The organism is Ruminobacter amylophilus (assembly GCF_900115655.1).
GTDB lineage: Bacteria > Pseudomonadota > Gammaproteobacteria > Enterobacterales > Succinivibrionaceae > Ruminobacter > Ruminobacter amylophilus.
The window spans coordinates 1-16,320 of record NZ_FOXF01000053.1 but is presented as its reverse complement, the minus strand read 5'-3'; the positions used below and the strand labels follow the sequence as shown (position 1 = coordinate 16,320).

13 protein-coding genes are annotated in these 16,320 nt (G+C 33.4%); 12 read left to right on the top strand and 1 reads right to left on the bottom strand.

The window, feature by feature from the left end:
• The 12 genes from rfbC to BMY80_RS10165 form a co-directional block, all read left to right on the top strand.
• The coding region (rfbC, locus tag BMY80_RS10220; protein WP_093143367.1) for a dTDP-4-dehydrorhamnose 3,5-epimerase at window positions 1-371 on the top strand (371 nt) is incomplete at its 5' end.
• Between the two features lie 72 nt (window positions 372-443).
• Window positions 444-1,172, top strand: coding sequence for a hypothetical protein (locus tag BMY80_RS10215; protein ID WP_093143364.1), 729 nt, complete (start codon window positions 444-446; stop codon window positions 1,170-1,172).
• 15 nt (window positions 1,173-1,187) lie between these two features.
• Window positions 1,188-3,707, top strand: coding sequence for a glycosyltransferase (locus BMY80_RS10210; RefSeq protein ID WP_093143362.1), 2,520 nt, complete (start codon window positions 1,188-1,190; stop codon window positions 3,705-3,707).
• A 423-nt stretch (window positions 3,708-4,130) separates the two neighbouring features.
• Complete coding sequence (locus BMY80_RS10205; RefSeq protein ID WP_093143358.1) at window positions 4,131-5,846, top strand: glycosyltransferase 61 family protein; 1,716 nt, start codon at window positions 4,131-4,133, stop codon at window positions 5,844-5,846.
• A gap of 52 nt (window positions 5,847-5,898) precedes the next feature.
• Window positions 5,899-8,175: a hypothetical protein gene (locus BMY80_RS10200; RefSeq protein WP_093143356.1), complete on the top strand. Its 2,277-nt coding sequence runs from the start codon at window positions 5,899-5,901 to the stop codon at window positions 8,173-8,175.
• 404 nt (window positions 8,176-8,579) lie between these two features.
• The gene (locus BMY80_RS10195; RefSeq protein WP_093143370.1) at window positions 8,580-9,833 is read left to right on the top strand and encodes an IS256 family transposase; all 1,254 of its coding nucleotides are present in this window, start codon (window positions 8,580-8,582) and stop codon (window positions 9,831-9,833) included.
• Between the two features lie 52 nt (window positions 9,834-9,885).
• Entirely contained in the window at window positions 9,886-10,179 is a 294-nt protein-coding gene (locus BMY80_RS12130) for a hypothetical protein (RefSeq protein WP_143066517.1), read from the top strand.
• A gap of 392 nt (window positions 10,180-10,571) precedes the next feature.
• Complete coding sequence (locus tag BMY80_RS10185) at window positions 10,572-11,297, top strand: hypothetical protein (RefSeq protein WP_093143350.1); 726 nt, start codon at window positions 10,572-10,574, stop codon at window positions 11,295-11,297.
• A 142-nt stretch (window positions 11,298-11,439) separates the two neighbouring features.
• Window positions 11,440-13,137 carry a Mu transposase domain-containing protein gene (locus tag BMY80_RS10180; RefSeq protein WP_093143348.1) on the top strand — a complete coding sequence of 566 codons (1,698 nt, stop codon included), beginning with the start codon at window positions 11,440-11,442 and terminating at the stop codon, window positions 13,135-13,137.
• Window positions 13,138-13,149: 12 nt separating this feature from the next.
• Window positions 13,150-13,950, top strand: coding sequence for an ATP-binding protein (locus BMY80_RS10175; protein WP_093143345.1), 801 nt, complete (start codon window positions 13,150-13,152; stop codon window positions 13,948-13,950).
• Window positions 13,947-14,393 (top strand): hypothetical protein, encoded by a 447-nt coding sequence (locus BMY80_RS10170; RefSeq protein ID WP_093143343.1) that lies wholly within the window; start codon window positions 13,947-13,949, stop codon window positions 14,391-14,393. The genes BMY80_RS10175 and BMY80_RS10170 overlap by 4 nt, the downstream gene beginning before the upstream one ends.
• A 256-nt stretch (window positions 14,394-14,649) precedes the next feature.
• Window positions 14,650-15,564: a hypothetical protein gene (locus tag BMY80_RS10165; RefSeq protein WP_093143340.1), complete on the top strand. Its 915-nt coding sequence runs from the start codon at window positions 14,650-14,652 to the stop codon at window positions 15,562-15,564.
• A 390-nt stretch (window positions 15,565-15,954) separates the two neighbouring features.
• Here the strand turns inward: BMY80_RS10165 and BMY80_RS10160 are convergent.
• Window positions 15,955-16,320 (bottom strand): IS3 family transposase (locus tag BMY80_RS10160; RefSeq protein ID WP_143066516.1); only part of this gene is annotated, 366 nt, incomplete at its 5' end.

The following is a 16,320-nucleotide window of genomic DNA, read 5'->3' as shown; positions in this document are numbered from 1 at the left end:
GACTTCACTATCAGCTTAACAATCCGCAGGGAAAACTGGTGAGAGTAGTATCCGGTACAGTATTTGATGTTGCAGTGGATATCAGAAAGAGTTCACCGACCTTCGGTAAGTATGTAGGTGTGATTCTGTCTGCCGAAAACAAGCGTCAGTTCTGGATACCTGAAGGATTTGCGCATGGTTTCTACGTAATGAGTGAAACAGCAGAGTTCGTATATAAATGTACAAACTACTATGACCCTACATCTGAACACTCAATTTTATGGAACGATCCGGATATCGGTATTGCATGGCCTTTAGTGGATGGCGTGAAGGTTAATGTTTCTGAGAAGGACGGAAAAGCATCTCCGTTCAAAAACGCTGTTTACTACTAGCTGATAGTTGATTTATCAATCCACTACTAAAAATTTTAAGTTTTACTGTTTGATTTTTGGGGATATATTTTTATGTTCGATAAAAATATAAAAGGATGGGTTTCTAACTCTATTGATGACGGAAAAATAATTGGTTGGTTAATCAATATCAAAAGTTCTGAACCACGAATTGCAATTATAAAAATAAATGATTCCTATTCGAAGGAAATAATGTGTAACCAGAAAAGAAGTAACCCAAAGAGGTATACAAAGCATTTAAATAATGGCTTTAAAATTTTTTTAGATGCCCAATTTTTAGGGGCGTTATCAAAAGAAAATCATATTGAGCTCATTGATAAGGCTACCAATAAAGTAGTAGCAAAATCCATCGTCAATATATCTCAAGAAGAATTAAAAAGGCTGGAAACTGAATTAAACAAAAACATTTCCGATTACAATTTAATAAATAATTCTGGTTATTTCAATTCACTCTATTATAGATTGCATACGCCTAGTCTTTGGTTTAATAAGAAGGAGGAGGTGCTGAACCATTTTTTGAAAATCGGATGGCTACAAGGCAAAAACCCAAGTTTCTTGTTCAACACTAAAGCATATTTGGAAAATAATCCAAATATAAAAAATGAACATATAAATCCGTTAGTTCATTTTCTAAAAAATGAAAAAAAATCCGAAGTCATTGCAGCTAAAAATAATGGATATTTGCAAAGACTCAAAAATGCATTGAAATATCCAATTCGTGTAAAAAGAGAATATAAAAATTTATTAGCGGAAATTAAGTCATTAAATAATTTGAAGAAATAACTAGAGTAATAATTGATGCAAACAGATTTAAAACTAAATGAATGTATTTACGACAATACAGACGTAAAAATTTTAGTGAAGAATAATATTAGTTACACACCTAAAGTATCTATAATCATTCCAGTTTATAACGTAGAAACGTATCTAAATAAATGTATGGATAGTGTTATAAACCAAACTTTAAAAGAAATTGAAATTATTTGTGTCGATGACGGTTCAACGGATTCATCGTTAAAAATACTTAAAAAATATGCAAAATCTGATAATAGAATTACTTTGATTGCACCAAAACATATTGGCACAGGTCGATGCAGAAATATTGCTTTAAGATTGGTCAAAGGTGAATATGTTGGTTTTGTTGATCCAGATGATTGGATTGAAGACGAATATTTTGAAAAACTTTATAGCTTTACTGATGGTGAACCAGATATAGTTTTTCAAACCGCTAGACGAGAAATATATCCAGACGAAAACAGAGAGGTTGTTATTGACACTCCTAAATCTAATAACGACATCATATTCAGATTTAATATTATAAATTATTCTGGGCACCTTTGGTCTAAATTGTTTAAAAGAAGTTTTATTGAACTACACAATTTTAAAAATTCTTTTACAAAAAGAGCTCAAGATCTGCTTTTAACTTTCCCTGCAATACTTCTAGCAAAAGAAATTCGTTGTATTAACCATGCAAAGTATTTCTATAGAAAAGGCCACAAATCAGCATGCACTGTTGAATACACGCCTCGAGATGCGGAAGAATTGATTTCTCTCTATTCTCAAATAGAGAACAAGGTGTCTGAATTTAATGAGAATATGTTAGCTTTAGTAAAATATAAAAAAAATCAAACGCTGAAAAAAACATATTCAACAAGCAGCGAAACTGTTAAAAACATATTAAGAAAAAATGTTAAAAGTTTATACGAAATCGATTTTGACATAAGCTCAAATGAGGAAAGACTAGTTACAATTAAAAATCCTGCTCCCAATAGTATTGATATGCTTTGGTGGGGAGATTATTGGCTTGGGCTTGATTTAGCCCAAGGATTAAAAGAAAAAGGAATGTTTGTAAAGATAGATTATTTTGATCTAGATAAACCAATATCAAATTCGTATATAAATATTGTAATCCGAGGAATGAATAGAAATCTTCCCGTTGACAGTCATAAACTGAATATTATGTATTTGATTTCTCACCCTGATGATGTTTCTTTAAAGGAGGTAGAGCAATACAATATAGTTATAGTTGCATCCAAAAAAAAGTGTAAGTACTTTAGAGATCAAGGGATAAAGGCTTATTATCTTCCTCAATTCACGAACCCAAAACGCTTCTACAACGAAAAAGACAGTGCATTTAAAACCCATATTTTATTTGTTGGCAATGCTTATAATGGTATACGCCCTGCTGTAGAATATGCAACAAAAAATCATTTGCCGATATCAATTTTTGGAAAATATTGGAGTAAATATATAAGCGACAAAAAATATATTAAAGGAGAGTATATCGATAACAATGATTTGCACAAATACTACAGTAATGCAGAAATTGTTTTGAACGATACTAATGATAACATGAAGCGTGAAGGCTTTGTTTCTAATCGTATACATGATGTAACAGCTTGCAAAGCTTTCGTTATATCCGATTATCTTCCAGAAATTGAAGAAATGTATGGCGATGCAATTCCAATGTACAGAAACGAAAAAGAATTTTGCCAGATAGTTGAATATTATTTGAATCATCCGGAAGAACGCAGACAAAAAGCCGAGCAAGCTTACAAAATAACGTTAAAGTATTATACAAACATTATATTCTCCAAAAATTTAAAAAAAATAATTTCAGAATATGTATTATTGAAAAGACCTTTGTCTATATTATCAGACTATATATTACTACCATATAACTTGTATAGATTTAAGAATTTAAAAAAACTAATTTCCCCAAAAATAATAGAACAGTTAACACAAGCTTCATATGAGAAAGAAGAAGAGAGAGCCAGAAAAGAAAAGCAAGATGCTCTTAATAAAATTCGTCGATTATTAATTCCTGTTCGTATAGATGTTAAAAATCAAGGAGAGCAGGGCAATAATCTTGTCGTCACGGCTGAAGGAAAGATTTCAACACCTGATTATTTTGCTAAAGACGGAAGTCCAGGGTATGTAATTGAATATAATAAGCTTGTAAACAAAATTAAGCTAAAAGTTATTCGTAACGGTGAATTAATTATAAACTTTAAATCACAAGATAAACGGTACCAAGGTGAAAAATATCCTTTTTGGATAGATTATAAATCAATAAAGATTAACGGTACTGATATTTTACAGTCTCCTGTTTCTGTATGGCATGACAAACCTTATAGGTACAGAATGTCTGTGATAAATACTCAAGAGTTAACAATAGAAATTGAAAATAATTATTATGCATATTCAGCAGAATTGTTGCTAGATATTTTAGAAAAGTTTGGCAAAGAAGAGTTGCAAAAAATAGATTTGCTCCAATTTCAATATATATGTGAAATGTGTAAAAAATCTAAACAATAATTTGATTACTCAAGTTTTCCCCTGGAATTTGACAGAAAAATATAATGCAATCATGAACTTTGTTTGTTAGGTGTTTTTTAAACGTGTATTGTTTTGAGAGCTTTTAGGTTGCACCAATACAGAAATGACTGTTTTTGAGAAAGATCAATCATAATTCTGCATGTTCAAATAATTGTGATAATTATGAAGGTTATAAGAAGAAACAATCAACATTACTAGTGTAGCATATATGGTCATTTTACGAATCTCAGTATGGGAAATTTAATGATCTTATTTTTAATAAACTAATCCTCATTCAAAAATTAATACATGTATGGCTGTTTTTCTTTTAAAACAAGTAAAGGATATGTGAGATATATTGTTCGTTTTTTACATTTTATAAACTGATGATTTTTGATTTATTTAACTGAAGGCAGATTAATCATGAAATTAAATTTGGAATATTTATATGACTTTCAAAAAGAAAGGTATAAATATTATAGTGAACTTGTCTTAAATGAAAAAAAAGATTTATATATTACTGAATATAAAAATTGTTACACACTACCTGCTAGACCAGGTAGTACATTATTTGGTATTGGTGGCGCTGTCGATGACAAATTTAATGAAATTCGAGATTCATTTATACTTCATGGAAAATCTGATGCAGTTTTTTTTGGTGGAAAGTATGAATTTACCGATAACGAAGTAGAATTTCTAAAAGGCGAGTATATTTATTTAGGATACATACGCAATCATTGGGGGCATTTTTTAGTCGATTTTTGTACACGCCTATGGTTTTTAAAAAATACAAAAGACCAAAAATTCATCTTTATTGTTGACGAGAACAGAGTTTTTTCTTTTATCCCTCAAATTCAACGTTTTATAGAATTACTTGGAATAGATCCACGTAATATAGTTTTTTGTAATCATATTTTCAAAATTGAGAAATTAATTATTCCACAACAGTCATATCAAACTAATAAGTATTTTAGTAAAGAGTATAGTCGCATTTTTGATATGGTACGTTCTAATATTCAACCAACTTGTAACTATAAAAAGTTCGAGAAAATTTATTATTCAAGAAAAAATTTTTATAAAGCCAAGGGAACGGAAATAAACTTAGATCTCATGGATAATTTTTTTGAGAAGAATGATTTTAATATTATCTACCCAGAAACGTTATCGTTAGATGATCAAATTGCTTATATTAACGATAGTAATGAATTAGCTATGATATCAGGCACTCTGATACATAATTTGGTATTTTTAGACTCTTCTCGCACTGATAAAATTATCTACATTATAAATAAGACTTACATTGTTAATATTATGGCTTTAGATACATTAAAAATAAAGAATATTTCTCCAATAATGATAGATAGTTATTATTCAAAGTATCCTGTATCTTTGGGGTTTGGACCTTTTATGTTGAGTCCAAGTATTTGTTTGCATAAATTTATAAAAGAAAAAGGGTTGAAAATTTATGATCCTTTGTTTAATTCGTATGATTATTTAATTAAAACTATAAGTAGGTACGAATTAATGTACCAAAAAATAAATTTTATTAATTCTCAGATAAAGTTCTCTAACCCTTCTTCAGATGCTTGGAATTATTTCGATGTTAACAATATCTATATGTGGTTAAATTGTTGCTCACAGTATGAATTATTTGATAAAAAGGTTTATGGGTTATATCAATCTAGCCGTGAAGTATCAGATTCGTTATTACATGTAGAACAAAAGCCTATATCATCCAATAAGATACAAATGGTTATGTTAGACAACTATCTTCTATACTCAGTGCACGTATCCAATTTTGGATGGACAAATTTTTCAGTAGACTCAAATTATGTAGGATTTTTGAATCTCAATAGAAAAATTGAAGCCTTTATCATTAAATCAAAATTTGACATACACTATCGATGTTTCTACAACGATGATGGTTGGAGTTCCGTTTGTCAAAGTAATGAAATATGTGGAACGACAGGAAAAAGTAAGAAAATTCAAGGAATATGCATAAGCACTAATGACGAATCTGTTTTACTTGAGTATAGAATTTATCAATTTAATAATGGATGGAGTAACTGGGTTAAAAATAATACAGAAATATTTTCGAAAGATGGATTTTGTGCTTTAGAAATTAGAATTAAAATTTAATAAATGAGTGTATGAACTAATCATTTTATAACCTAGGAATTGAGAAAACACTATGTATAAAAACACTAAAAATATAATTGAAAGCAATTTTTTTTATATTGACTCTGATACTTGTAATATAACTAATTCTACATTATTTGGTTATATTATTCAGCCTGAAGGTATTATATCTCAAAATAATATTGGAAATGATTTTTGCTTCGATATGCAAAAAATGACTTGCGGGGCTTTTGTATACATTGATAATAGCGATAACGAAATAAAAATATACCAAGATTTTAACGGCTCCTTTGGACTGTATGTATACAAAAATTCTGATGGTTTTTTTGGGATTAGTAACTCTTTTATACACTTGGTAAACAAAATCAAGAATAAGCACAAACTTAGTTTTAACTATGATTATGCCTATACTTTCTATAATTGTGATGTTTGCCATTCTAATTATTCTGACACAATGATTAATGAAATTTCATTATTACCCAAAGATTGTTTTGTATCTATTAGTAAAAATACAAAGAACTTATGTGTTAATAATATAGATTGGAAACTAAATTCCATAGATCTCGATTCAAAAGAAGGTATTGACACTTTGGATAAATGGTGTTTGAAATGGACTTCTATTTTTAGGAAATTGAAAAGTACTTCTAATAATCTATCTGTTGATTTAAGTGGTGGTTTTGATTCTAGGATGGTGTTTTCATTATTTGTTAATTCCGGTATCGATTTGAATACCATAAAAGTTCATACAATAGAAGATGATTTACATGTTCATGGTGAGGATTATAAAATTGCTTCAAAAATAGCAAAGCATTATGGATTTTCTCTTAACAACAATAGCCATATTACTAAAAAAGTTACTCCTATGGATAATGTGGAAGGAGCTTTGGCTTTAAGTCTTTATCCAAAAATGTGTTTTCATAAACAAATGTATATAAAAAATTATTATGCTGAAGAGCCCCAATATACAATTACAGGAGCAGGTGGAGAATGTTCGCGAGCATACTGGGTGTATAGCTATAAAGAATATCTTCATAAACAAATTGACAAATGTAAAGATTCTCAGCCATTTATTAAAAATTATATTGAAAGAGAATTCTTTAAAATCTTTAGTGAGATATCTAATAGATATAATATTAATTCTAATGATCCTCAGCTTTCAGAAATCTTGTATAGGGATGCCAGATCACGCAATCACTTTGGAAAGACAGCCGTAGCTCATTATTTTTCTAATGAATACCAATTATGGCCTATGCTGGATCCTTTAATCTTAAAACTTAAAAAAAATACTGCTAGATGTAAAGATAAAAACTTATTAATGGCAACTATTTTTGATAGATATGCTCCTGACTTGCTTTTGTTTGAATTTGAAGGCCAACGATTTATTGATAAAGCTACAATTGCTGAAGCAAAATCTTTAAATGCTAAGTATGGTAAGTATACACATGGATTTGTTGATATTATAGGACTCATAAAACAACAAAGCGTAACTGTAACTAATGAACTAAATGATGTTTTACCTTATGCAAGAACAGATCTCGAGCTTTCTATAAGAAATATAGTTACCTCTATTGAATTTAAAAAATTTTGCAATTCATATTTTTATGATGGCATATGGGAAGATAGTGAAAAATTTTATACTGACGTTAAATATCATCCACTGCAACAATATTATTGTTTGTTGTCAATGGTGAAAATTATGAAGGATGTTATTATCAGTCAAACTCCGAATTTAGGATTTGATTTTAATAGTTCTGTTAAGAATCATAGAAGCTTAATTGACGATTTGTTGTTTGATAAAAATAAGTTTCATAAAGAGCAAATGTTTAATAAAATTTTGAGATTATTAATGCCTATTAGAATTGATTTTAAGAATTTCGGAAAAGATAATAAACTAGAAATTAGCTCTGAAGCACGTGTTAGCACACCAAAATATTTTTGCGATGAACTAGGTACAGGGTATGTTTTAGAATCGGACAAAAATATAGGTGCTATACATATCAAAGTCATTCATGATGGTTTATTAAAAATGTATTTCAAAGCTAGCGATAGACGTATTGACGGCTCAAGATACCCTTTGTTCGTAGATTATGAATCTATAAAAATTAATGGAAATGAATTGCTTAAAAGTACACTTTCTTCATGGCATGATAGTCCGTATAAGTATGAAATGAATGTTAAGCATGGTGAAAAAGTTACTGTGGAAGTAAAGTGTAAGTGTCATAGGTATCCACTGATAGAACTAATTAATATTTTGGAAAAATTAGGAGGAATATCGTTGGAATCTATCGATGCTGCCCAATTAATGCTTTTCTGCGATATAAAAAAGTAAAATACCGAACTTACGAGTCTGTAAAAATCTATCTGTGAATAGAAAAAGGCAGTAGTCAGTTACTGCCTTAACTCACAGATCAGGGAGTGAACTACAGTAGGCGTGTAAACAATAAGGAGATATTCTATATGCTGGTTCGTCCTCTTTCTCATATTGAAACCGAAATATACAAAAGATCCATAAAACAACTATTAGCAGTAGATAGTCATAAATTGTCACTAGAGGGAATTTCTTTATTAACCATGGGGAGATTGTCTATTGAAATTGGACCATGCTTATATGAATGTTTTTTGAAAAAGAATTCGAATAAACATTTGTTTGTCTTCTTGAGTGGGTGTGACATAAAATTCGTGTATTCCTGTTAAGTCTGTTAATATTAAAAACTTAATTGGAGTTATATGAATATGGCAAAAAAAGATATTAAGCGAAATCCTGCTGCTGAAAAAATTGCAGATTTAATTCTCAGTAATTATGACGTACAAAATGCTAAGGACGTTAATGAAGCCTTAAAGGACGTCTTTGGACCTATTTTTGAGAAAATGCTTAATGCCGAAATGGATGCACACCTTGGTTATGATAAGAGTTCATCCGAACCAAAAGAAACCGAGAATCGCAGAAACGGCTATGGCGAGAAGACCATTCATGGTTCCTTTGGTGAAACCTCAATATCCGTTCCCAGAGACAGAGATGGTTCTTTCAAGCCTGTCGTAGTACCTAAGCATCAGAAGGATGTTTCAGAGATTGAAGGCAAGGTTCTGGCAATGTATGCCCGAGGCATGAGCCAGAGAGATATCAGCGCAACTATTCAGGATATCTATGGTTTTGAACTGTCACAGGATAAAATCTCTACTATTACGGATGCCATTCTTAACGACGTAAAAGAATGGCTGAACAGACCTCTGAAACCTCTGTACAGTTTTGTTTTTGTAGACTGTATTTACGTCAAAATGAAAAATGAGCGCGGTATAGTTGATAATCACGCCGTGTATGTACTTTTAGGCGTTGATTGCGAGGGATTTAAAGAAGTTTTAGGTCTGTATATCAGTCCAACAGAATCCAAATCCACATGGATGAAAATCTTTGACTCCATTAAAGCCAGAGGTGTTGAAGATATTTTGTTCCTATCCATGGACGGCGTATCCGGCCTCGAAGAAGGAGTCCATTCCATTTTCCCTCAGACTGTTGTTCAGCGTTGTATTGTTCACCTTATCAGAAATGCCACAAAGTACATTCCTTCAAAATATTTGAAAGAATTTTGTGCTGACTGTAAGGCTATGTATGGAGCCATTAATCTGGAATCGGCTGAAGCCGCCTTTGAATCTTTAAAAGACAAATGGGGTTCTGACTATCCCGGAGCCGTAAAAGTCTGGGAGAACAATTTTAACCATGTGCGTCAGCTCTATAATTACCCTGCCGACATACGTAAAGTGATGTATACGACCAATGCCATTGAGTCTGTAAATTCCAGCCTTAGAAAGGTCACTAAAAAGGGATTCTTTGAAAATGAAAATTCGGTATTTAAAATTTTCTATCTCAGAATTACGGGTGAACTTGCCAAGAAATGGAACAATGCTAAAATACAGAATTGGGCAAAGGTTCTGAACCAGCTATCCTGTCTTGATGAAACCAGCACAAGGATAGCTAGGTACATTAGATAATTTTTCAAAAGGGGCTTAACAAGGGTTTACACGGAATCGCGTTCACTCTCTCTTGAGTACAAATTTTGATGTTAACAAATACCCTATTTTTCAACGTATTAATTGGCTTCCATTTCTGGATGGAATCTGTTTATACATAACAGATCCTTTAAGTAAGAAATTGGGACACATAACTCATTATTTAGGAAATTCATCAACAAATTCTGTTACAGATATTCACAGTATTGTTAACAAAATTAAAGAATTATATTCTCTTGATGATACAGACGTTACATTTGTTGGAGACAGCAATGCTGCCTTTGGTATTGCAAAAATTTCTCGCTACTTCAACGGCAGTGGAATTTAACCTCAAATTAAACCAGCTATAATTTTTTTTCTTTACCACTTCTAACCAAAATACATTACCAAAAATTTTTTTGTAATTTCTGTTTTCGTCAGCCAAATTTTTTATCAACTTCAGAAATTTTTTGGGGATAAGACGAGTTTCCATCATAAATATTTTTTTCTGTTATGTTTTATTTCAAACTTTTTACCTGAAAAATCTGTATATTTTTCATTCAATTATGTGGCGTGCTTAAAAGACATCAGGAACTGATTTTTTAGAAAATATTTAAATATGAATTTGTTTGACAACTGTTTGTTTTCTTTGAAAATTAGAAAGCCATAGTTACCGAAATTTGGAAGCTTCTCTAACTATGGCTCTGATATAAAAATATCATGAAAAGTATACCATGTTTATTGTTTTCTATAAGTAGAATTCAAAAATCTTCAGGATTTTGTATTCTAAAATTTGAAATTACTCAAAAAATCAGAAAACTTCTCAAGCAGACTTTACATGTTAAATCTCTTACTGTACATGCCTATATCCATCGTGTCGTTAAATTTATCAGAGTTCCCAAAATTGTTATTCTGATTCCCCGAATCCGTTACATCTGCCGAGACAGACATAAGAAATTAGTACACAAAACAGAGGTTGTTCTGCCTGACATAATTCTTCCTTACTCCAATTACTGTACAAAGGATCTGTCTGCTCTGCTGCTGGACAGACACGATCTTAATGAATCATTCTCCAGGGACGTTTATCTGTCTCTTCCATGTCATGACTATCTGTGTGATCTGCTGGACAGCAGAAATCGTCATGAACACCGCAAAGTTACCTACCTGCAGTACCGTTATGCTCATTATCTGGCCGGATACAATAATCTGCTTCTGAATACCATCGGAAATCTTTATGATTTTTGTGATTTACCACGCAGGACTCTGAATTCATTTCTTCAGAAATATTCAGATTATCTATCCGGATTCTGCCTGATTACCAATACTTCTGTTCCCGTTCCCGCCTGCGAGCATCTGACTCATGACAAGGTCGAAACAGCCGTGTTTCAGGGGTGGCAGAGAACTGCAACCTTTAAAACCACGGCAAACACACGATTTCAAGATGAGGGATATTTCGACAGTGGATAATACGTGCCGAGGGTAAAGCACATAAAGCTTTTACCTGTTTCAGTTACAAACTAGTCTCACCAGCAAATAAAACGAAGCATGAAAACAAAAAAATTTTGTCTTTCGTTTTCTGCTGTACGACATCTTTTTTGGAAAAAAAATAATGAGTAAATCGGATAATCGAACCTTAACCCCGCAACAGGTAAAACAGATTGTCTCACTGACAATAAACGCAGCTGCCGGTTCTCAGAGGAGAATATCTGAATCAGTCGGCGTTTCAAGACAGAGCGTATCCAGAATTCAGAAGAAGCTGAATGAACTGTCTGCCGAACAGAGGGAACAAATCATTTTCCTCTCAGATTATGAAATCTATGAAATGATATACCCTGACGCAGGAAATGAAGTTACAGCCTCCGACTGTGTAAACAGCCGCAACAGATACCTTCCTGATTTTAAGATGCTTGTGGACAGAATGGTGGAAGCCCGCTTAACCAAGCAGCATGTCTTTGAGAAGTATCTGGAGATTGTAAAAGAAAAAAATGTTGAAGCGTTAAGCAAGGGATATTTTTACCGCAGACTTGAAAGAGAACTGCGCGGAATTACTCCCGATGACTATTACCTTCTGCAGGAATTTAAATACGGAGAACAGCTTCAGGCTGATTTCACCGGAGACAAATACCAGCTGAACACCTACAGGGGAATGGTAAGCTGTTGGATATTTGTTTTGTGTTTCCCTGCAAGCTACTACTGCTATGCAGGTTTTGTAACGAGTCAGAGTACGGAGGAAAGCTGCCGTGTTATCGGGAACGCCGTAAGATATTTCGGCAACAGGGTTCCGCGAATACTGGTATCCGATAATGCCAAGGCCTTCGTTAATTATCACAAAGGAGGCAGTTACATCGTTAACGAATCATTCGAAAATTATCTTACCGAACTCGGTATATGCTTCATTCCGACTCCGGTAAGAGCTCCTCAGGCAAAAAGTTCTGCAGAACATTCGGTAAACATGGTTCAGAGGATGCTGAAAAACAGGAACATCAGATTTAATGGAACTCAGAACACTATTGAAGGACACAGCGTTACACTGCAGAAATATATTGAAAACTACATCAACCAGGCTCCTTTCCGCAGGGATACGCAAAAGACCAGAAAATATTTATTCGACACGTATGAACGGAACAAACTCAGGATGGTAACCTCCATTCCCGAGTATATTACAAAAGTAAAAAGCGTTGTGGTACCGAGGTCATATCACATAAAGCTGAACAATCACAGCTACTCCGTTCCATACGTTTACATACGAAAATACGTAGATGTTTACCTGCTTAACGATTACGTGATTATCAAACATGAAGGCAGAATCATAGCCAGACATATCAGAGCAGAGGATGGTGATTCTGACTCAAGAATCACCACCATAATGGAGCACATGCCACCGGAACACAAAAGCATAAAAGTTTCTGAGAGCTACCTGGTAAGTCCTGACGATATTCTGCACTATGCCTCAGGACTTGACGAAAATATTTACAGGTTCTGTGAAAAACGACTGGATTATGCCAAACGTAATACTGAACTCTACATACATAACGCAATAAGCTGCTGTAAATCCGTAATAAATTTTTACGAAAAGAATCTTCATAAAAATCTGATATCAGAAGCATGTGAAGAAGTTCTCCGGCAGCAGCCGGGAAAGTGGTGCATCAGAGAAATCAAAAATCTGTATTACGACAAACTGAACAATGAAAAAGAAACGGAAAAGAATCAGAAAACGGGCAGCAAAATAAACAGTGCGGACTGCTCTGAAGCCTATATCAGAAACACTTTTACTACGGCCCCGGAAGACGGCATGCAATATTATTAAGAGAGGTATACCATGACTGTTGTAAGAAACACCAACGGTGAAAAAATCGTACTCCTGGAAGAACAGGAAGAAATTATTGAAAAGGCCAGATTCTGTAAGCTTGACGGTTTTGCGGAAGAACTTCAGTATCAGTTCATAAACCCGCTGCAGTATAAAGACAGCACCTATGAAAATCGCATATCAAGTTGTCTGGACAGTCAGATCAGTGCAAATAAAAACGCACAGTTCAATGCTTACTTCAAGAAATCCCATATGCCGAGAAAATATTATCTGTCAAAATATCAGGATGATCCGGAAAGGAACCTTAACAGGAAGGACATTCAGTACCTGAAGGAACTGAATTACATAAACGCCGGCACAAACATAATCATAAACGGACCAATGGGAACAGGGAAAACTGCATTGGCTCTTGCAACCGGAATGGAAGCAATCAAACACGGATATCCCGTCATGTATTACAGAATGAGTGATCTGATTATTATCATGGAAAACAAGGAGGCACAGCCTTTTGCCAGATTCAGAGACTCGCTTAAAAAATACAGAATCCTGATTATCGATGATTACGGGCTGGAGATACTGAGTGAGCAGGCAGTACTCAGACTGAATGATATCGTAGACAGCAGGTACGGCATGGGAACCATCATCATAACCACTCAGTTAAAAGTTCAGTCACTGCATACGGCCATCCCTAAAACATGCATAGTCAGAGACGCACTGCTTGACAGACTGTTCAGACCATCAGATAAGGCGATAACGCTTACCGGAAAATCATGGAGAGGAGATACCCATGAATTTAAGGGAGATAATACATGAAAACAGTAGCTGAGAAAGTATGTACAGCCAGGTTGTTTGAAGCCATAGCGGTAAATGGCAGAAAACTGGATCTGAAAACAATAACCGGCATCTATCCGAAGAACACGCCGGTTACCGAAATCATTGAACATCTGTGCAACTACATCAACTCATTCAAAACAGTTGAAAGAAACGAGGATGTCCGAAGCATCTGTAATCTGACCACTGAACTAAAAAATCAGAAGGAATGCTACAGTGTTTTGGAATCGAAATACACGGAAACACTGAATGAGCTCTGTGAAAGCAGAAAGAAGCAGATAGAACAGAGTGCCACCAATAAAGAGTTGTCTTTACTGACCAGGAAACAGGAATTAGACATTCAGGAACTTAAACGGCAGCTATATCTGAAAGAGCTGATAAGTGACCAGAGTACGGAACTGTTTCCTCCTAAGCTTCTTAAGTAACTGACGAATAGGATAATCGGCGGTTATGCTGGTTATCCTTCATTGGTAACATATTAAGGTTAAGTGCGGTAAAGTAAAAAAGTTAACAATGGCCTGCTAATTAGATTAATCGTGGTAAACAAATCTGCCAGAAAAAATTATAGATGGCCTGATAATTAAGTTAGAGGTGGTAAACTATTTGGTTAACGATGGTAAAGTAATTTGGTTAAAGCTGGCCTGATAAATCACATTACGTCCAAACGGCAGTAAATTTTTTTTGTTAAATCCTCAGTTTTCTATTCCTTTATGGTATGCAAATTCAAATTACACAGTTAGATCTTATGAAAAAGATTTTAATGTTAGTTTTGAAAAAGATACACAAAGACTGACAGCAACTGAATTGTCTAATTGTAGAGATAATAATTATTTTGTCTACTTTAATATTTCCAGTTCTAAAGATTTAGAACAATATTATAAACTCTGTGAAATCATAAATTCTGATGTAGATGATTTAAAAGAACCTTTCGTGTTCAGTCAATTAAATAAAAATATTACTTTATTCCGTGTAAGAATTAATTCAGAACAACCTCACATTATATACCCTGATGAATATATGATGTGTATAATGATAGATTTATTTTATCAAAAAGAATTACTTTCACTAAAAAATATGTGTTGGTCCTTTTTTTACCTGCTTAATAGAAATACTCTTTTAAATTCAATGTTAAAAGAAGAACAAAAAAGAAATATTCTAAATCATGCTGAAATTTATCTTCATTTTTCAAATATTGGATGGTTCAGATCATTTTTAAACACTAGTACTTCTGCTTTTAAAGAAAATCGGGTGAATCAACAACTGGAGAGCGTTAGAATTATAACTCCAAAAGAGTTTAATTTTACAATTCACTATATGGTATATCAAAAAACTATTGGTTGGATGCAATCAAATTCAAGAGAAGGAAAGGCAGTAGGATTAATAGGAAAGCATCTACCTATCATTGGATTTTGTTTTTATGTAGATCAAAATGATATGTATAGCTTAACTTATAGATTGCTCTTCTCAAATGGGACACTGTCTAATTTTTTGGGTAATAATGAAGAATTTATAATGGATATAGAGATGATTAATCAAGGGATTACAATTAGCGGTCTGACGTTGTTCTTATGTCAAAACAAAAAATTAATAAATTGAACTGTGACAAAAGCAATCCTTTGCGACCAGACTCTACTGAAAGCCCTGTATCTTTCCACGTTTAAAGCGCTATAAACAAAAAATGAACCATGCCTATAAGAAACAGAGGGGGTAATCTACTGCGAATTACAGATAATGTGTGAAGGACAGTTACCTGACTGATTTCCGGTATGAATAAAAGGTGGAAGTCTTAAACTTACGTCCAGGAATTGTTTTGTCTTTTAATAAAAATAATGAGGGTGAACGCGATTCCTGTTATACGAGGATTTGTTTCATCAGGTCAAGGTTCGCCGCGAATTGGGGGGGGGAATGAACACGAGAGAGGAGAGAGAGAGAGAGAGAGAGAGAGAGAGAGAGAGAGGGGGGGGCGGACAAAAAATTGGACATATATTACTCAGATTGTTCCCTGCTAAGTCTGTACTGAACAGGACTCAAACCACCTAATGTATTTTTAATTCTAACATTATTATACCATTGAATATATTTATCCAAGTATTTTTTTAATTCATCAAGTGAAAGAGCTTCCAGAGAATGGTTATAAAAGCACTCAGTTTTCATTCTTCCAAAAAATCCTTCACAAGCAGAATTATCAGGGCTGCCCCCCTTTTTGGACATTGAACGTACAAGCCCGTTATCTACCGTAATTTGTATCCATCCTGGCCATCTGTAATGACACCCCCTGTCTGAATGAATAATAGGCTTAATATTGGACGTTCCCAGTCTCTTGATGGCTTCAGATAATGTATCGTTAGCTAG

Excerpts from the sequence above, each read along its gene's own strand:
- BMY80_RS10215 (WP_093143364.1), top strand. The coding sequence starts at position 444 with ATGTTCGATAAAAATATAAAAGGATGGGTTTCTAACTCTATTGATGAC.
- BMY80_RS10210 (WP_093143362.1), top strand. The coding sequence starts at position 1,188 with ATGCAAACAGATTTAAAACTAAATGAATGTATTTACGACAATACAGAC.
- BMY80_RS10205 (WP_093143358.1), top strand. The coding sequence starts at position 4,131 with ATGAAATTAAATTTGGAATATTTATATGACTTTCAAAAAGAAAGGTAT.
- BMY80_RS10200 (WP_093143356.1), top strand. The coding sequence starts at position 5,899 with ATGTATAAAAACACTAAAAATATAATTGAAAGCAATTTTTTTTATATT.
- BMY80_RS10195 (WP_093143370.1), top strand. The coding sequence starts at position 8,580 with ATGGCAAAAAAAGATATTAAGCGAAATCCTGCTGCTGAAAAAATTGCA.
- BMY80_RS10180 (WP_093143348.1), top strand. The coding sequence starts at position 11,440 with ATGAGTAAATCGGATAATCGAACCTTAACCCCGCAACAGGTAAAACAG.
- BMY80_RS10175 (WP_093143345.1), top strand. The coding sequence starts at position 13,150 with ATGACTGTTGTAAGAAACACCAACGGTGAAAAAATCGTACTCCTGGAA.
- BMY80_RS10170 (WP_093143343.1), top strand. The coding sequence starts at position 13,947 with ATGAAAACAGTAGCTGAGAAAGTATGTACAGCCAGGTTGTTTGAAGCC.